General features: G+C 50.5%; 16 protein-coding genes. 4 read left to right on the plus strand and 12 right to left on the minus strand.

Going from position 1 to position 17,527, the window contains the following annotated elements; all coding sequences use genetic code 11:
• Positions 1-158 precede the first annotated feature (158 nt).
• Positions 159-1,013 carry a sulfurtransferase gene (locus tag ACN0R8_RS14705; RefSeq protein WP_417598745.1) on the plus strand — a complete coding sequence of 285 codons (855 nt, stop codon included), beginning with the start codon at positions 159-161 and terminating at the stop codon, positions 1,011-1,013.
• 304 nt (positions 1,014-1,317) lie between these two features.
• Here ACN0R8_RS14705 and ACN0R8_RS14710 read toward each other — a convergent pair whose 3' ends face one another.
• From ACN0R8_RS14710 to ACN0R8_RS14725, 4 genes are all read right to left on the minus strand, one after another.
• Entirely contained in the window at positions 1,318-2,622 is a 1,305-nt protein-coding gene (locus ACN0R8_RS14710) for a TRAP transporter large permease (protein WP_417598747.1), read from the minus strand.
• Complete coding sequence (locus tag ACN0R8_RS14715) at positions 2,612-3,103, minus strand: TRAP transporter small permease (RefSeq protein WP_417598749.1); 492 nt, start codon at positions 3,101-3,103, stop codon at positions 2,612-2,614. Before ACN0R8_RS14715 ends, ACN0R8_RS14710 begins: the two co-directional genes overlap by 11 nt.
• 127 nt (positions 3,104-3,230) lie before the next feature.
• Entirely contained in the window at positions 3,231-4,238 is a 1,008-nt protein-coding gene (locus ACN0R8_RS14720) for a DctP family TRAP transporter solute-binding subunit (RefSeq protein WP_417598751.1), read from the minus strand.
• 290 nt (positions 4,239-4,528) lie between these two features.
• A complete protein-coding gene (locus ACN0R8_RS14725; protein WP_417598753.1) occupies positions 4,529-5,296 on the minus strand; it encodes a ParA family protein in 768 nt (255 codons plus the stop codon).
• Between the two features lie 441 nt (positions 5,297-5,737).
• Here ACN0R8_RS14725 and ACN0R8_RS14730 point away from each other — a divergent pair, with 441 nt between their 5' ends.
• A complete protein-coding gene (locus ACN0R8_RS14730; RefSeq protein ID WP_417598755.1) occupies positions 5,738-7,651 on the plus strand; it encodes a beta-ketoacyl synthase in 1,914 nt (637 codons plus the stop codon).
• Between the two features lie 100 nt (positions 7,652-7,751).
• Here ACN0R8_RS14730 and ACN0R8_RS14735 read toward each other — a convergent pair whose 3' ends face one another.
• The 4 genes from ACN0R8_RS14735 to ACN0R8_RS14750 form a co-directional block, all read right to left on the minus strand.
• Entirely contained in the window at positions 7,752-8,822 is a 1,071-nt protein-coding gene (locus ACN0R8_RS14735; RefSeq protein ID WP_417598757.1) for an LPP20 family lipoprotein, read from the minus strand.
• A gap of 36 nt (positions 8,823-8,858) precedes the next feature.
• Entirely contained in the window at positions 8,859-9,458 is a 600-nt protein-coding gene (locus ACN0R8_RS14740) for a penicillin-binding protein activator LpoB (protein WP_417598759.1), read from the minus strand.
• 117 nt (positions 9,459-9,575) lie between these two features.
• Positions 9,576-11,324 (minus strand): hypothetical protein, encoded by a 1,749-nt coding sequence (locus ACN0R8_RS14745; RefSeq protein ID WP_417598761.1) that lies wholly within the window; start codon positions 11,322-11,324, stop codon positions 9,576-9,578.
• A 56-nt stretch (positions 11,325-11,380) separates the two neighbouring features.
• A complete protein-coding gene (locus ACN0R8_RS14750) occupies positions 11,381-12,361 on the minus strand; it encodes an alpha/beta hydrolase (protein ID WP_417598763.1) in 981 nt (326 codons plus the stop codon).
• 462 nt (positions 12,362-12,823) lie between these two features.
• Here ACN0R8_RS14750 and ACN0R8_RS14755 point away from each other — a divergent pair, with 462 nt between their 5' ends.
• Both ACN0R8_RS14755 and ACN0R8_RS14760 read left to right on the plus strand, forming a co-directional pair.
• On the plus strand, positions 12,824-14,995 hold the full coding sequence (locus ACN0R8_RS14755) for a malate synthase G (RefSeq protein WP_417598765.1): 2,172 nt from the start codon (positions 12,824-12,826) through the stop codon (positions 14,993-14,995).
• Positions 14,996-15,118: 123 nt separating this feature from the next.
• A complete protein-coding gene (locus ACN0R8_RS14760) occupies positions 15,119-15,358 on the plus strand; it encodes a hypothetical protein (protein WP_417598767.1) in 240 nt (79 codons plus the stop codon).
• A 52-nt stretch (positions 15,359-15,410) separates the two neighbouring features.
• Here the strand turns inward: ACN0R8_RS14760 and ACN0R8_RS14765 are convergent, their stop codons facing one another.
• The 4 genes from ACN0R8_RS14765 to ACN0R8_RS14780 form a co-directional block, all read right to left on the minus strand.
• Complete coding sequence (locus ACN0R8_RS14765; RefSeq protein WP_417598769.1) at positions 15,411-15,728, minus strand: CcdB family protein; 318 nt, start codon at positions 15,726-15,728, stop codon at positions 15,411-15,413.
• Complete coding sequence (locus ACN0R8_RS14770; protein WP_417598771.1) at positions 15,728-15,973, minus strand: type II toxin-antitoxin system CcdA family antitoxin; 246 nt, start codon at positions 15,971-15,973, stop codon at positions 15,728-15,730. Before ACN0R8_RS14770 ends, ACN0R8_RS14765 begins: the two co-directional genes overlap by 1 nt.
• Before the next feature lie 70 nt (positions 15,974-16,043).
• Positions 16,044-16,538, minus strand: coding sequence for a methylated-DNA--[protein]-cysteine S-methyltransferase (locus ACN0R8_RS14775; protein WP_417598773.1), 495 nt, complete (start codon positions 16,536-16,538; stop codon positions 16,044-16,046).
• A 36-nt stretch (positions 16,539-16,574) separates the two neighbouring features.
• Positions 16,575-17,366, minus strand: a complete 792-nt coding sequence (locus ACN0R8_RS14780; protein WP_417598775.1) for a GGDEF domain-containing protein — start codon at positions 17,364-17,366, stop codon at positions 16,575-16,577.
• Positions 17,367-17,527: the final 161 nt, after the last annotated feature.

Here is a 17,527-nt window from a genome sequence, read left to right on the forward strand (position 1 = left end):
AAAATCAAAATTGAAATATAAAAATTCTTTAAAAACAAAAGAATATTTTAATTCTACCTACTGGTAGTTTTGCAAATTTAACCAAGAGTTAATCGTATCCGGTAGGCGGAATAGAGGCAGCAAGGTATGCTAGAGTAAATTTGTCAGGAGACTAGGATATGTCTGCAACACCCCCTCCTCTGATTAATGCTCAACAGCTCTGTCAGCAGCTACAGTCCTCTGATGCCCCTGTGGTACTGGACTGCCGATTTTATCTACAGCAACCAGCGGCAGGTCAGGAAGTTTATATGACCGAGCATATTGTTCGTGCTCAATACGCTGATTTGGATCAGCACCTCTCAGGAGCAGTCCAGGCGGGAGTGACAGGTCGACACCCCCTGCCTGCCAAAGAAGCTTTTACCCGCCAATTACAGCAATGGGGAATCACCCATGAGCGGCCTGTTGTCGTTTATGACCAGAATAATGCTGCAATGGCAGCGGCACGCGCCTGGTGGCTGCTGCGTTATGCTGGCATCGAACAGGTGCAGGTGTTGGACGGAGGCCTGGATGCCTGGTTGGCAGAAGGACTGGCTACGGAAACTGGTGAACAGCGCAGCGACAATGCTCTGACTGAAGTACCGAGACTGAATTGGCAGGATGAAAAACTGATCAACGCCCAGCAACTACTGCTGAAAAAACCGGTGTTGCTGGATGCCCGTGGTGTTGAACGCTTTGCCGGTGAGGTAGAGCCGATTGATCCGGTGGCCGGCCATATTCCGGGTGCTCAGTGCCTTCCCTTCACAGAGCTGGTGGATGAACAGGGTATGTTCCTGTCACAGGAGCAGCTGAAAGAGAAGCTCAGTGCGCTGGATACCGATGCCGCCACTGCCGTGTATTGCGGTTCCGGTGTGACAGCCTGTCACCTGATATTGGCCGCAACCGTTGCCGGGCTGCCGGAGCCGCGTCTGTATGCCGGTTCATGGAGCGAGTGGATTACGGACAGTGTGCGCCCGATTGAGACCGGAAGGGAGTAGAAGGCAGGCAAGTCTGACGGGCTGAAGCCCGACCCACAGGTTCTCCGTTTTGTTGTGGGTCGCCCTTCAGGGCGTCAAACGGGTTATTCCTGCTTCCATACTCTGGGTGTAAGCCCATCAGCATTTGTCGGATGGCGCGCCATTAAAGATCTTCGCATATTGAATGCTCTTTGAGTGGCGCTTATCCGGCCTACACCGGGAAAAATCACAAGGTTGGAAAAGCGGCGTGGGCGCGCCTTCCGACAAAGAAAATAGCTAACCGTAGTTTGCCAGATTCTACGACTTTTAAGTCACTACTGAGCTACTACCACGGCCCCACCACGTAACCCAGCTTCTCCGGTAACCATAGGGCGATCCCCGGCACCAGCATCACCAACAGCAAGCTACAAGCCATAGCGGCAATAAAGATCAATGCCCAGCCGATGGTATGTTCAAGACGGATACCCGCGATACGGGTGGTCACCATCAGGTTTACTGCCACCGGCGGTGTAAACTGACCAATAGCAATATTCATCGCCAACAGAATACCAAACCAAACCGGATTCCACTCAAAGTGCTGCATCAACGGCAACAAAATGGGTATCAGAATCAGATAGATAGATACCGCATCCAGCAACATCCCCGCCAATAAAACCAATAACATCACCAACAGCAGCAACACCCAACCACTGTCTGACAAAGAAAGAAGCGCTTCTGCCAGATGTTGGAAGGTGCCTAATGTTGTACCTGCCCAAGCAAAAATACCCGCCAGTGCAATAATAAACATCACCACACCTGAGGTCACAGCCGCCTCGGTAATCAGCTCGTACAGAGCTTTAAAGCTCAGATTGCGATAGACCAACGTACCCACCAGTACACCGTAAGCCACGGCTACAACGGCAGCCTCTGTTGGTGTGAATAAACCGGAGCGCAAACCGCCCAGAATAATCACAGGGGCAAACAGAGCCGGAATGGCAGCTTTAAAGCTTTCCCACAAAGGAGGTCGTTCTGATGCGTCCGGATCTTCCCAGCCATGTTTACGGGCCAGCCATAACGCCGGAACCAACAGTGACAGGCCCGCCAGTACACCGGGGAAAAGTCCTGCAGCAAACAGCGCTCGCAGATCAACACCAGGCACCACAATGGAATAAAGAATCAAGGCGATGGAGGGTGGAATCAGAATTGCGGTAGATGAAGAAGCGGCAATCAAAGTCGCCGAAAAAGGTTGTGGATAACCTGCTTTGCGCATACTTGGCAACATCACCATGGCAACAGCAGCAGCATCAGCCGGTCCTGAGCCACTCATGCCACCCATAATCAAACACACAAGGACCGCAACAACCGCCAGACCACCATGACGTGGGCCGATAATCGCCTGAGCAAAACGCACGAGACTTGCAGCGACACCCGCACGTTCAAAGATCAGGCCAGTAAGAATAAACAGAGGAATCGCAATCAGCGGATATTTAGCAACACTGTTATAAGTGTTAGTACCCAGTGTCGCCAGCATATCAGGCGACAGTCCGGTCACAATACCGACCACACCACCTAACCCCAGAGCAATAGCGACCGGCACGCCTAACAATAAAGCCAGGAGAAAACTGACAATCATCAGAATATCAGGACTCATGGATCACCTCTCCATCCTGCTTACCCTGCAGACGATCAACAAGATTCTGAGTCGTACGTACCATAATGGCTAACGCCATTACCGGCAGCCAAATCACATAAATCCAATTAGGGAGCCCTAAACCCGGCGACAGAGATTCCCATTGATACTCCTCCAGCGCAAAGTGAGCGCCATACCAAAGAGTAATCCCCATCACGATAATGCCTGCCATCCATTGCAGGAGATACACCAGTTTTAACATAGGCTTTGGAAGATGGTGCTCAACCAATTCAATACGGATATGCTGATTATGCCGGGCCGCAACCGCAGCTCCAGCAAAGGTCAGCAACACCAGAAAAAAAACCGAAAACTCTTCGGTAAAGGCAAAAGAAGCATCCGTGGCATAACGCACGATAACATTACCCAAACTGATCAGACAGATAGCGATCAGCGCCAGACTGGCCAGCCAGGCCTCTGGACGGAATTTTGGACGACGGGACATAACAGCTCCGCAGGAACAAACAGACACTCATTGAAAGACCATAGGCCGGTGACACCAGCCTACCGTCATCAGGAACAGTAAAAGCGACCATCTTTTCAGACTGTCGCCAGATCAAACCAACGCAGCATCAGTTACGGTTAGCAACCGCTTCCTGAGCCTGTTTAACCAGCGCAGCACCGATACGTGGTGTCCATTTTTCATACACCGACTCCGTCGCTTTAACAAAAGCAGCATGCTGTTCTGGTGTCAGATCCGTTACGGTTATGCCCCGCTCTTTAATTCTCGCCAACGTTGACTCTAGTTCACTACGGGATTTCTCTTTTTCCCATTTACCTGCGTCAATAGCCGCTTGTTTTAGCAGTTTTTGGTCTTCTGGTGAGAACTGACGCCACACCCGAGTACTGACACCAAACACTAAAGGATCTGCCATATAACCCCAGCGGGTTAGGTGAGCCTGACCAACCTGATCAATACGCGCCACATCAAAAACCGAGATTGGGTTTTCCTGTCCATCAACCGCACCTGTGGTTAATGCAGGTTTTGCATCCGCCCAGCTCATCTGGGTAGGGTTAGCACCCAAAGCGGTAAACGTATCCTGGAATAGCGGTGAGCCAACAACGCGGATTTTCAAACCTTTAAGATCTTCAGGCTTATCAATTTTCTGCTTAGAATTAGATAACTGACGGAAACCGTTTTCACCCCAAGCCAGAGGCGTAACGCCACGTTTTTCGATGCCCTTAAAGACCGCCTTACCGGCTTCGCCTCCAGTAATCGCATCAATCGCCGCATGATCAGGCATTAAAAACGGTAGCGAGAACAGGTTCAGTTCCGGCACCTGTGGCGACCAGTTAATCGTAGAGCCCACAGCCATATCAATCAGGCCAGAGCGCATCGCCGAAAACTCTTTCGTTTGGTCACCAGAGACCAGCTGAGAGTTACTGTAAATTTTCATATTAATACGGCCTTCCGAGCGCTCTTTAACCAGCTCGACCCATTTATCAGCGGCCTGCCCCCAAGGGAAGGCAGAAGGCAGTACGGTTGAAACGGTATATTCTTTTTTGTATTCCGCCTGAGCGAAAGGACTGATCAGCAGACAGGTCGCCAGCGCAGCCATAAGGGTTTGACGTTTAAACATTGTTCAGGTCCAGGTTGTTAGCTTGCAGGATAGATTCGCATTTAGGTTGCCAGCTGCTTAAGGGTATTGAGCTGCCAGTTAGCGTGCGGTCTGTCGGTTGGTCAGTAAGACCTTGTGGGTCGTAATGCCACCGAACATTATTTATGGATAGTAGAAAAACCGCAGGCCTGATTATGGCGGGGGCGGAAAGGCTTCGTAAAAAGAAATATTTAAACAGTTGATAATTTAAAGAAAGGCGCGCCCCGTAAAGAGGGCGTTTTCGCCCTGCATGATCTACAAAGGTCTAACCCCTACTCCGACAGCAACTGAAACAAATCAACAAACTGACCGGTGAGTTTATGGCGTGGCACATGGTAGATCAGAGGCTTGCTTAACTGGTGGGACTCCCGCATTTTTACCGATGACATAAGATAGACCGGCAACACAGGATGCCCTTCATCGACCAGCTCATTCACCAGTTGCTGTGGCAGCTTCGCCTGGGGTTGCATCTGGTTAACAACAATTCCCTCAACCTGAAGCTCCGGATTATGATCCATACGCATCTCATCAATATTGCTCAGTAATTGCCCCAGTGCCTGCCGGGAAAATGCATCGCAGTCGAAAGGAATCAAACAGCGCCCGGCCCCGATAAGCGCGGATCGGGAAAAGAAATTCAGAGCTGGAGGCGTATCAATAAAAATCTGATCATAAACTTCAGCCTGCTCCTGCAACATCTCTTTGAACTTATAGATCTTGTAACGTGACTCCAGCTTAGCTTCCAGACTTTCCAGCTCACCATGGGCAGGCAGCAGATAAAGGTTCTCCCACTGAGTCTGCCGAATCAGCTGTTCCACCGGCTTACGTTGGGAGGAGATCGTCAGACACTGCTCAAAGAAATCAAACAATGTATCATGCATCTCCTGCACACTTTCGCCAGTGAGATAATGACTGGAATTCCCCTGGGGGTCGAGATCAATCACCAGTGTTTTCAAGCCCTGTTGAGCACTGATTGCCGCAAGATTACAGGTGATACTGGATTTACCGACACCACCTTTCTGGTTAAAAACTACCCTGATCATAATCGTTCCCTCAGTACTGATACCTTTATCACTCCGGCACTGGTTTTATCCCGCACCGCAGCATAAAACCTGAGTGTATTCATTTTATCGAATGGGGTCGAGCCCGATAGTGCCACCCAGGCTACTTGTGTAGCGCAATTAAAAAGCGGTTAAAATACCGTTATGATTTCAAACAGAAAAGGCGTAAAAACCTGCATAAAATCCACATTTGACGGGCATTCAGCCATAGCCGCGCTGTTTGGTAAGTGATAACATTCTCCGCTTAATTTTTCAGGTCAGTGTTTTGTTTAAAACGCTGCCCTTCAGAGTTTAGCTTCCAGGTTGTGCATCACCTCTTGGCCATCCCCAACAAGCTAAACTGCAGGCTGACTTTCAGGTCATTCGTGCTATCCAGTATCATTGCGACTCCATAAGTTGCGACACCGTTATGAGGAGTGGGGCTTGTCACAGTTACCGGTAATTATTGGTTTTGGCGGCGTTAATGCTGCTGGTCGAAGCTCAGGTTTTCAGAGTTTTCGCCGCACCGTTTTAAACAGTCTTGATAGTGAGCAACAAGCACAGACGTTGGTTAGCCTCGCCTGTATGATGGGGCTACTGACAGAAAAAGAGGGTCAGTGGATTACTGCTGAAGGGGAAAGCCTGGATCTGAATACAGCTGCAAGCAAGGTTCGCCCCCAAGTTCTGAGTAACACACTTATCCGTAAAACCCATCCCGACCTGTTTGATGTGGATGCAATGCCCGCCAATGCCCGGATCACCATCAAACCGGATCAGGAAGCGATCAGTTTTACCCTGCGTCCCCGCCAGATGCCGAAAACAACTCCGGATAACTGGCAAGTCGCAGCACTGGACAATGGCCATTACCAGATCACCATTACCGGCGACTTTGAAGCCCTGATTCCCGATGGGCGCGAAGCCGGCGTAAAAGCCTCAGCTCAGATCCCCACAGGCTTTAATCCAGGTAAACATTACCGATCAGTGCATCATCCCCGCGGCCTGCAGATGGCGGTATTTGCAGCTTCCGATATGCTGGGCAGTACTGGTCTGGACTGGGATGCAGTGAAAGACACCTTGCGCCCGGATCAGATGGCGGTCTATGCCGGTAACTCCATCGGTCAGATGGATCAGTATGGTTGGGGCGGTTTGCTGCAGAGCTTTGTTAACGGTAAACGTGCCACCTCCAAGCAGATGCCTTTGGGCTACGGCCAGATGCCTGCAGATTTTATCAACGCCTATGTACTGGGCAGCGTCGGCGCAACTGCGGGTCATCTCGGTGCCTGCGCCAGCTTTCTATACAACCTACAGGCAGCTGTAACGGATATCCGCTTGGGTCGTCGTCGCTTAGCCGTTGTCGGTACCAGTGATGCGCCGGTAACCCCCGAAGTCATTGAAGGCTTCCGTGTAATGGGCGCTCTGGCGGATGATGCCAGCCTGATGGCACTGGATGCACTGGAAAAGCTAGCGGATGCGGATTACCAGAAAGCCTGCCGCCCTTTTGCGGAAAACTGTGGCTTCACCATGGCGGAAGGTGCTCAGTACCTGATGCTGACGGATGATACTCTGGCTCTGGAGCTGGGTGCTCAGATCTTTGGTTCTGTGCCGGAAGTGTTTGTAAATGCTGATGGTTTTAAAAAATCCATCAGCGCCCCAGGGATTGGCAACTATGTCACCCTGGCAAAATCTGCCGCTCTGGTACGCTCCGTTCTGGGTGAAGAGTCTCTGCGCCAACGCAGCTACGTTCATGCCCACGGAACCAGCACCCCGAAAAACAGAGTGACGGAATCCCATGTACTGAATCAGGTCGCTAAAGCCTTCGATATCAGAAGCTGGCCTGTTGCTGCGATTAAGTGCTATGTCGGTCACTCCCAAGGCACTGCAGCCGGGGATCAGACCATTAGCGCACTAGGCACCTGGGCTCACCAGATGATCCCAGGTATCGCCACCACAGACAAAATTGCCGATGATGTTCACCAGAGTCATCTGGAGTTTTCTCAGCAGGCAATTGACCTGACTGAGCGCCCGATGGATACCGCCTTTATCAACGCTAAAGGCTTTGGCGGCAACAACGCCACCGGCGTGATCTTCTCACCGGAGGTAACACTCCAGATGCTGACTAAAAAGCACGGCCAGACCGCCATCAGCGCATGGGAAGACAAGGTACAGCAACAGAAAGCCCGTGCAGAAGAGTATCAGACAGATGTTGATGCTGGGCGCTTCAGTGTGGTGTATCACTTTGGAGACCGTGAGGTGCTGGAAGGTCCCGAATTGCAGATCACCGACAGCAAGCTGCATATTCCGGGTTACGCTCAGGATATCAGTCTTGAACTGGACAATCCGTTTGCGGATATGGGCTGATCTTAAGCTTGTAACTGCAAACAGCAGCGACAAAAAAGCTCGTCTTTCATCACTGAAAGGCGAGCTTTTTTACGACCGGTCTCGTCCCCCTTATCGCGGATCAATAATCCGCAATAAAAAGCGCATCAATCACTTCACGGGACAGGATCGTACCCAACTGCTTGGCCGCCAGATGCTGCGCCCTATCTTTCATGCCGGAAACCCCTTTCGCCTCACGGTCAAAAGAACCCATAATTCGGTTTTCGCTGTCACGAATCTGAACGGCAGAGCGGGCAAAAACATAGTGAGTACGTCTGACTTCCCGACTGCTCATAGTCAAAGAATAGCTTAGGCGAAGGTCTGCTTCGTCATCATCAGATGCATTCAAACGCAGGCCCAGTTTTGTCATCTCCTCCGCCAGAGACGCATCCAGCTTCCGGGCTGCAGTATTAACCGGCGAAAGCTGAATCCGTAAAGAGCTCACCAGCCGATTCAGTTCATGGCGCAGATTGACCAGCGCTTCATCCGGTGCAAAACGGCTGAAGCCGGACTCCGCAACAAACCTCAGCTGACGCACCAGCTTATCCCGCTGGGCAAACCGCAGCAAAACCGGCATCGCTGCACGAGCTTGGTCGAGTCGACTAACAGGCTGTCCTGTCGGAGTTTCCGTGGCAGGCAGAGCTTTCCCTTCCAGCTCCAGATCAATAGCTGCCAGCTGCTCTGCTAATCTTGCTTCCGCTGAGTGACGATTCAGCTCCGCCAGTGCATAGTGCGTTTTAGTTACCGGGTTAACCCAACTATCACTCCAGCCAAGACCCGGCAGTTCAACCTCGGGGATACGGCTACGTACTTTATCGTTAACTTCCTCAATAAAGCTGGTATTTTGCCCGTCGGTCATCTGCAACTGTGTCTGACTACTAAAATCACCACTGACCATAACCTGCATCTGACGAATCAGGTCGGCACGGGCACGCTCTTTAGCATTCTCAGCTGCAGCAGACTCACTACCGGTATTATCAGCGCTTCCCACCCCATACACATACCCTGCCCGTTGCGGAAGCTGATCAACCCATGCCGGTGCTTCACCCAACCGTTGCTCAGGGGCAGATGAACAACCGGCTAGCGCTACAGCAACCAGCAGCAATAAGGTCAAACCGTTTCTTTTTCCGATATTCCGGGTTGTAAAGGCCAAATTAACTCTCCTGTTTATTGACTTCTGGCGCTGCGGTTAGCGATTCATTTTCTTTTTGATTTTCTTCTGACCATTCCATACTTCCCGGTTACTGGTCATATCGATCAGCTTCATATCCACCTGATAACTGGTTACGCGAGTGTCTCCAAGCTGATCAACAAAGCTGTTAATACTGCCGGAAAGTGCAAAGTTAGCGCCGGTCTCCTGCCCCATTTGAGCCTGTGTTCCAGCGGATGCATTCAGTTCCTGATCCCGGCGTTCATCCCGGATCTGGTCACGCTCATCGCCACTGACGACAAAGTCAACGTCACCGGAACGCAGCAACTCACGCTTAATGTCATTAACAAAGGTTTCTGAAGGAATATGCTCGCTGGTTTTATTACGGATCGTATGAATCACAACCGTCGGGCGACGAACATCATCGGTACTCATCTTATAGCGCGTTAACCACGGAAAGGTCAGCATATCCTGCATCATCTCCTTGGCCACCAAGCGGGAGTCCTCATCATTCCAGCGATCTGTCAGGGCGATCTCCTGATTCACATCAACCCGTTCAACAGAGGGGCCGCCACAACCCGCCAGCAGCAATGCGCTTCCCATCAGAGCAGCAGCACCCAGTTTAGCCATCATACGCATATCATTTCTCCTTGAAGCTTAAATCAGTGGCTTTCGAGCTATATCGAAACACCTTGCAGGAAACTGCCTGTAGCCTGTAAATGTAAATTGTACCAAACCACTTCAAACCCTATACGGTTAATCAGGCTTTCCAGCCAATGGCAAAAAAGTTCTCAGTGTCAGGATTTCAAGTTCACCGGCCTTCAGATCCACGGTGTACTCCTGCCTTATATTTTGCCCGTTCGCTGACCGGCTATTAAGGACAACGGTATGCTGCCCCGGCTCAAGCTGAAGCCGCTGCACCCGGATATGATGGGGCAAAGACAGCCAGCTTCGGGTATCGGCATTGGTCGTGCCGGCAGCGAGCAGCTTACCCCCGAACACACCTAAAGCGCCCATATCTTTCACCGCCTCCTGCATCACTTTATTACGCAGAACTTCCCGCGCCATGGCACTGTTCAGTTCGGCCTGGGCTTCCAGTGCCTGTTGCAGCAAACCCAGCATCGCCACAGAGTCTGCTTTTATCATTGGCCGGATGATCGCACCTTTTTTCGACGAAACACTCACTTCCGCAGCTTGCAGGGGCGCATAAGGAATCGGGTAATACGGTACCGCGATACGGACACCCCCATTGCCCAGGATATAATCCAGCCCGGTATCCTCCACCAATGACCAAACCGGTCGCAGTGTTGTGGCCCGACTGTTAAATAAAACGCCTTCGCTATTCAGGATGGAGCCATCGGAAAAATCACGCACCACATTATAAAGCCCTTTATCCGCATAAAGCAGATAAAACCAAGCTACTTGCTCACGCTGCTCCTGACGACTGCCTACAGGAATAGGACGCACCACCAGCTGACGACTATCACTATTAATCATCAGGTGCATATTCAGCACTTTACGCTGGGGTGACAGGTCCACATGCTGCAGAATCAACAGCTCAGCTTTTTCCGGCTGATAGTGATATGCACCGGTAGCCGATGAGTTATCAGACTCCGCTGACTGTAGGCTTTTGCTTTTTACCAGCTGACGCCACTGCTCTTCGTAGCCACCGGCTTTTTGCATCACCCGGACCACATCACTCCAGGCTTGAACCGTCATCGCCGTATCCAGACCATACTGTTTGGTATAGCCATCTTCATAAAGCGTGGCAGAACGCTGATAGCTGATACGGGCATTATCTAACTCACCATACTGTTCATAAAGCGCCCCCATCACATAGTGGGCAAATGCCTGATCACGAAAGATAAGTTCATCCGGGTTTACCGGATCGCCATTAAACTGGCGAAATACTTTAGCAATTTTGCTGAATAGCTTTTCCTGATCAGACGCCGCCTGACTGTAGTCGCCAGTTATAAAGACATTTTCATCCAGCAGAATCTGAATACGACGATTCTCAACCCGGGCACTATCCAGTAGTTGCTCCTGTTGGCTGCCTCTGTTTTGTTGCTGCGCCAGCATAAGGTAGTTGAGCATTTTGATGTAATGCAGATAGACACGTTCATACAGCTGCCCACGGTATGAAGCATTCCCCGGGTGTGTCATTGCCACCGCCAGCCAGTCGCGGAGATCGGACCGGTAAAGCGACTCAGAGATTCGGTAAGCCTGCTCAAGAAGTGAATTACTCGCCTGATAACGACCATCCAGGTGAGCAATCATACCCCGTTCAAGAAAGTAAAGCAGACGATCGCTTCCGGAAGGAGAAAGCACCGTCTGAGCTGTATCGTCAGCCGCAGCATAGTTCTCTCTGCGCACCTCATTTAGCACTTCCTGAACGCTGTCACCATAGGTACTGCAGCCAGCCAGTACGCTATAAAAAATAGCCAGTACCGCAAGCCTTGTCCCAGAGACTGAAGCAAAATAGAGCTTAATTAGCCGACGAAACACCTGACATCCTCTATCATCGCAGCCCCAGGATTGTCCATACCAGAGACTGACCGGAGTTATTTATGTCGCAAAAAAGAACGTAAGCCCGCCATCCACTGTAAGCGATATATCTCACTTTCATTTACCAGATGGTGCCGTGCATCCGGGTAGCGGCAAACTTCAGCATTAGGGAATTTCTCCAGCAAGGTACAGAGATTATTTTGCCAGTCCACCGTGCGATCTTCCTCTCCCTGCAAAATCAGACAGTTCGCCGAGACCGGGTCAGCGGCTTCAATCGCTGGAATCCAACGGGACAACGCCCGCACCCAATCCACTGCCAGATAGTTGTACTGCAGCGGCTCTTCTTTAAGAAAACGCAGAAAGTTCTCATCATGACTGTTTTTAGAGAAGCGGCGCTTCAGTCGATTGATAAAGGGCGACAGCAGGTAAAAACTGATCAGCCCCTGAGTCCAGTTCCAGGGCTTCACCAGGGGGGCCATCAGTACAACTTTATCAAGCGTAAACTCATCTTTAAAAGGACTGCGTAGCAACCAGTCAATAATCACAGCCCCCCCCGTACTCTGACCAATCAGATTAAGAGGCTTAGCCCGCTGCTGCGCAGTAAGCTGCATCACTTGCCAAAGTGCCCGGCTGTATTCATCAAAAGAGATAATCGAAGCCCTTGGGCCCGAGGATAAACCATGTCCCGGCAGATCCACCGCCACAACCTCGTACCCCTCAGCCAACAAAAATTGAATCAGGTGAGTATAAAGGCCGACATGATCATAATAACCATGCAACAGATAGAAACAGCCGTTGGCGACCTCGCCTTCCTCCAATGACGGAAGAAATGTCTGATAGACCACCTCATAGCGATCAGACCGTACGCAACCCCAGAGGTGTTCCGATGACGGCAAGCGGCTCAGGCCGTAGAAATCACTATAAGTACGCTTGATCCTGTGGAGCATGGAGTTATCCGGCAGCACCTCTGCCAGCAGTATTTTACGCAGCATAGCGGCATGAAAAGGGTCTGCATTTTGTATATTTTTTGCAGTCATGGCTGAGCGTTTTTCCCTACATCGGTCTGCAATTCAATAGAATCGGGTTTGGCATCCTACCTCAGAAACACTTATTTATAAAAACGTCCCGTTTAAGAAGCTCATACCTGACTCAAGCCATGACTGCGCCCTGTACCCTCAACTTTGTGACCTGCCCGTCGCAATGGTCTTATTCATTAGGCGTACATCTAGGGACAAATGCCCGTGCTTTCAGGTATCTTTACGGGGCACTGTACCGCTCTGGCAGTACAGCCCTTTTCTGGAAGACGGCACATCGGACAGAAGGGAGGCCCTAACAGACAACCGAGAAAAAAGTCTGACAGGGACCACAATGAAGCTCTGATCATTCCCACGGCACATGGGAGCGCATCAACTTCCTGCTCACAGCAGCACCTTAATCAGGCGTCGCTTGGGCATAGTTTTAAACTTTTTAGGCACAATTTTTAGACAGAGGCACTTTCCATGACTGAACGCGTTCAGATCGGCAACTTAAGTGTTGCAAAAACACTCTACGATTTTATCAGCAATGATGCAGCACCCGGCACAGGTGTTGACGTTGCACACTTCTGGACACAGCTTGATGCTATCGTCCATGATCTAGCGCCTCGCAACCGTGAACTACTGGCAAAGCGTGAACAGATTCAGGCACAGATCGATCAATGGCACCGTGACCGTAAAGGCCAGGCCTTCGACCTGAACGCCTACAAAGACTTCCTCAGTGAGATCGGCTACCTGCTGCCGGAAGGTGATGATTTTACAATCAACACCACCAATGTTGACCCGGAAATGGCCACCATGGCCGGCCCTCAGTTGGTGGTTCCGGTTATGAATGCCCGCTTTGCATTGAACGCCGCTAATGCCCGCTGGGGCAGCCTGTACGATGCGTTGTACGGCACCGATGCCATTTCTGAAGAGAACGGCGCAGAAAAAGGCAGCAGCTATAACCCTGTTCGCGGCGCAAAAGTGATCGAATTTGCGCGCAATTTCCTGAATGAAGCCGCGCCACTGGCCTCTAGTGACCACACTCAGGCGACTCTGTACGCCGTTAAAGATGGCGCTCTGGTTGTTACTCTGAAAGATGGCACAGAAACCGGTCTGGCTAAGCCAGAGCAGTTTGTTGGTTTTAACGGTGCCGCTGATGTGCCAGAGTCGGTATTGCTGGTCAATAACGGCATGCACTTTGAGATCCAGATCGACCGTACTCATCTGATCGGCAAAGATGACGCCGCTGGCGTTAAAGATGTGGTGATGGAATCGGCTCTGACCACCATTATGGACTGTGAAGACTCCGTAGCCGCTGTCGATGCCGATGATAAAGTGGTGATCTACCGCAACTGGCTGGGCCTGATGAAAGGCGACCTGACCGAAGAAGTGACGAAAGGCGGCAAGACTTTTACCCGTCGTATCAACGGTGACCGTGAGTACACCGGTAAAGATGGTTCTCCAATCGCACTGAAAGGCCGCAGCTTGATGTTCGTGCGTAATGTCGGCCACCTGATGACCAACAACGCCATTCTGGACAAAGACGGCAACGAAGTACCGGAAGGCATTATCGACGGTATCTGTACCTCGCTGATCTCCCTGCATGATCTGAAAGGTGACGGTCAATTCAGCAACACCACTACCGGCTCCATGTATATCGTTAAGCCTAAAATGCACGGCCCGGAAGAAGTGGCCTTTGCTAACGAACTGTTTGGCCGTATCGAAGATGCGCTAGGGCTGACTCGTTTCACCCTGAAAATGGGCATCATGGATGAAGAGCGTCGCACCACGGTAAACCTGAAAGAGTGTATCCGCGCGGCGAAAGATCGCACCGTATTTATCAACACCGGCTTCCTCGACCGTACCGGCGATGAGATCCACACCTCCATGGAAGCAGGCCCGATGATCCGCAAAGGTGAAATGAAAGCCGCCCCTTGGATCGGTGCCTATGAAAACTGGAACGTGGATGTTGGCCTGGAATGCGGCCTGAGTGGCAAAGCTCAGATCGGTAAAGGTATGTGGGCCATGCCGGATCTGATGGCCGACATGCTGAAGGCAAAAATCGGCCACCCTATGTCCGGTGCTAACACCGCATGGGTTCCGTCTCCGACTGCCGCCACCCTGCACGCCCTGCACTACCACAAGGTTGATGTTTTTGCCCGCCAGCAAGAGATCAAAGTCCGTGGCCGCGCTAATCTGGATGACATCCTCACCATTCCGGTTGAGCCAAATCCAAACTGGTCAGCGGAAGAGATTCAGCAAGAGCTGGACAACAACGCACAGGGTATTCTCGGCTACGTAGTACGCTGGGTTGATCAAGGTGTAGGCTGCTCTAAAGTGCCGGATATCAACGATGTAGGCCTGATGGAAGACCGCGCAACCCTGCGTATCTCCAGCCAACATATCGCCAACTGGCTGCATCACGGTATCTGCTCTGAAGAACAGGTGATGGAAACCATGAAGCGCATGGCCGGTGTTGTTGATCGTCAGAACGCCAACGACCCAACCTACACGCCAATGGCACCGAACTTCGACGGCATCGCCTTCGAAGCCGCCTGCAAACTGGTGTTTGAAGGCACCAAACAGCCAAGTGGTTACACCGAACCCCTGCTGCATGAATGCCGCCTGAAGCTAAAAGCACAACAGGCTTAAACGCCGGTTAAACGCTTAAAGCAGACAAAGCCCCGGTCTTGAAAGAGATCGGGGCTTTTTGGTTATGGTAGAGTCATTGCAACTTCATGATCTAACCACCTGCTTAATACAAGGAAGATACTGATGCCAAGCACAAACAAATACGAAGATATTATCGAAGTGGTTAACACTAAAGATGAGGAGACTACTAATAAATACTTAAAGCTAGGCTGGACAATGCTGAATGTTGAAAGCCATCAATATGCCGAACACGGCTGGTCTACAGCGTTCTCTCTCGGCTGGAAAGCAAGCAAAGGCGAGATCAAACGCCCAGAAATAAAAAAATTTGATTTTGGGGAATTTGATGATGACATAGCACTTTAAATGACCCAGCAACAACACTATATACCCCAAGAGAGCCTGGCTCTCTAAATATTCAAAACCCCGTCACGGCAAAATCCAGCGATGCGATGATTTCTTCTCTTAGATGACTTAAAGACCCGATAGGATCTTTAAGTTGCTTGGCGGGCATGGACGCTATTTGGGGCGTCAAAAGCAGTAGCCTCTCCCCTTCATACTCAACTTCCGGCGTTAGCTCCCGCAGCTTTTCGTTCTGAAAATGACTCAATCGACCAAGAGGAATAACAATGCGGGTCGCCAGATCGGTCAGAAAGTCATGTTGGATATCCAGCAGGTAAGGGTAAGCGTTACAAGAATGACGGCTCGGGTTTTTATAAACATCAAACTGAGCCATCAGAACGACCTGTACTCATCACCAAAACAGCCGTTTTCTTCAACAAATTCGTTATATGCCTGAATCGCTTTTTTGTTTTCTTTTGCCCAATTTTTCGCCTCTTGCTCAGCCAACTTTTCCTTAAGCGCCTGCTCCAGAGTAGCTGAAAGGTTAATTTTCAGATCCTTAGCTTTAACCAGAAGGTCACTATTCAAGCTCAGGTTAGTCGCTTTTTTTGGAGCTTGGGTATCGTATAAAGACGGCATGATTCGAACCTCTTCAGGACAGTGTACAAATCAATTATGCGCATCAAAATGCGCATTGTACAGCAAGAGTCTAATCGCCAGACTCCATCGCCAACAACTGTCGCTTGCGGGCGATTCCCCACCGATACCCTGACAAGTCACCATTCTTACGTACCACCCGATGACAGGGAATCAACAGCGCCACCTGATTAGCACCACAGGCACTGGCCACCGCTCGCACAGCCGTAGGCATGCCTAACCTTTCCGCAAGCTGGCTGTAGCTGATTGTTTCGCCAAAAGGAATATCCTGCAGGGCTTGCCAGACCTGTTGCTGGAACGCGGTTCCGGTCAGGTTCATGGGTAATTCGGGGAAAGGTTTTTTACTCTCTAAGGCAGAGCAAATTTTTTCAAGTGACGGTGTCAGATGTTCCGACTTTTGCCAGTGGCGATCAGGGAACGCGGCCTCCGCTTCGGCCATCAGGGCTTCCGGCGACTCGCCAATATAGAGCAGCGACAAACCGGTATTAGCCTGTTGTTCCGCCAACATAAGCAAACCTAATGGAGATGGTGCGAACTGATAATACATAAGTACTCCTGACAGGGTTGCCGGAGCAGCAGCAGATTATATCGCGGACTGTACCTGACAACGGCCGTTGGCTTTAGCTTTATAAAGATAAGTATCGGCAGCAATGATGCCTTCCTGCAAGCTACCATTCTGATTAATACTGACGATACCGGCACTCAGGCTGGTGTTAATTTTACGCCCCAGCACAATAAGAGGTTCGCCGGTCAGCATCCCGTTAAGAAATTGTATCTGTTCAATCAGCTCTTTTTCCTTCAAACCAGATAGCAAGGCAAACTCCTCACCCCCCATCCGCGCCAACAGCGCTTCAGGTTCAAAATGATCCGATAACATTCGCGCAATATAAACCAGAACATGATCGCCAATATCGTGACCAAAGCGATCATTGACCTGTTTGAAAAAATCCAGGTCGATAATCACTAATGTCTGGGATTCATCCCGCAAGCGGCGGACACCTTCTTCGAAGAAAGCGCGACGATTGGATAAACCGGTTAGTGTGTCCGTGTTAGCCTGCAAGCGCAGGTCATGCTCAAGAGAGCGACGCCGGTGCACTTCTCTTTCAAGAGTCGCATGTTCGTCAGCCAGCGTCTTAAACAGACGATAATGAGGCAGGCTGATTACCACAGAAATTAATAAGGGAACCAGTACGGGCAGGACAGTCGCAACCGGAATATTGAAGCATCCAGGGGCCCAAAGCAGATAGAAACCATAACACAGCACAGCGGAAAGTAGCGTTGGCAAAAGAGTTGCCCGCAATAAATAACCCAGCAGACTGTACTGGGCAATGCGCCTGGCCTTTTCGATCAGATGCGTGCGATTGCTATCTGGCATTATGCCACCTTATGCTTATTTTTCTTGGTGCAGCATTATTCATGAATATCAGGTTAGATGCACTCTTGGATCAACATAATTCGATATAAAGTGACATTAGTCCGGTATCTTTTAAGAAAATCAGATACTCCCACTAACATTCGGATGAAATTCTTTCGTCC

Source organism: Oceanospirillum sp. (assembly GCF_048265165.1).
Taxonomy (GTDB): domain Bacteria; phylum Pseudomonadota; class Gammaproteobacteria; order Pseudomonadales; family Halomonadaceae; genus Oceanospirillum.

Excerpts from the sequence above, each read along its gene's own strand:
- ACN0R8_RS14705 (WP_417598745.1), top strand. The coding sequence starts at position 159 with ATGTCTGCAACACCCCCTCCTCTGATTAATGCTCAACAGCTCTGTCAG.
- ACN0R8_RS14710 (WP_417598747.1), bottom strand. The coding sequence starts at position 2,622 with ATGAGTCCTGATATTCTGATGATTGTCAGTTTTCTCCTGGCTTTATTG.
- ACN0R8_RS14715 (WP_417598749.1), bottom strand. The coding sequence starts at position 3,103 with ATGTCCCGTCGTCCAAAATTCCGTCCAGAGGCCTGGCTGGCCAGTCTG.
- ACN0R8_RS14720 (WP_417598751.1), bottom strand. The coding sequence starts at position 4,238 with ATGTTTAAACGTCAAACCCTTATGGCTGCGCTGGCGACCTGTCTGCTG.
- ACN0R8_RS14725 (WP_417598753.1), bottom strand. The coding sequence starts at position 5,296 with ATGATCAGGGTAGTTTTTAACCAGAAAGGTGGTGTCGGTAAATCCAGT.
- ACN0R8_RS14740 (WP_417598759.1), bottom strand. The coding sequence starts at position 9,458 with ATGCGTATGATGGCTAAACTGGGTGCTGCTGCTCTGATGGGAAGCGCA.
- ACN0R8_RS14750 (WP_417598763.1), bottom strand. The coding sequence starts at position 12,361 with ATGACTGCAAAAAATATACAAAATGCAGACCCTTTTCATGCCGCTATG.
- ACN0R8_RS14755 (WP_417598765.1), top strand. The coding sequence starts at position 12,824 with ATGACTGAACGCGTTCAGATCGGCAACTTAAGTGTTGCAAAAACACTC.
- ACN0R8_RS14760 (WP_417598767.1), top strand. The coding sequence starts at position 15,119 with ATGCCAAGCACAAACAAATACGAAGATATTATCGAAGTGGTTAACACT.
- ACN0R8_RS14765 (WP_417598769.1), bottom strand. The coding sequence starts at position 15,728 with ATGGCTCAGTTTGATGTTTATAAAAACCCGAGCCGTCATTCTTGTAAC.
- ACN0R8_RS14770 (WP_417598771.1), bottom strand. The coding sequence starts at position 15,973 with ATGCCGTCTTTATACGATACCCAAGCTCCAAAAAAAGCGACTAACCTG.
- ACN0R8_RS14775 (WP_417598773.1), bottom strand. The coding sequence starts at position 16,538 with ATGTATTATCAGTTCGCACCATCTCCATTAGGTTTGCTTATGTTGGCG.
- ACN0R8_RS14780 (WP_417598775.1), bottom strand. The coding sequence starts at position 17,366 with ATGCCAGATAGCAATCGCACGCATCTGATCGAAAAGGCCAGGCGCATT.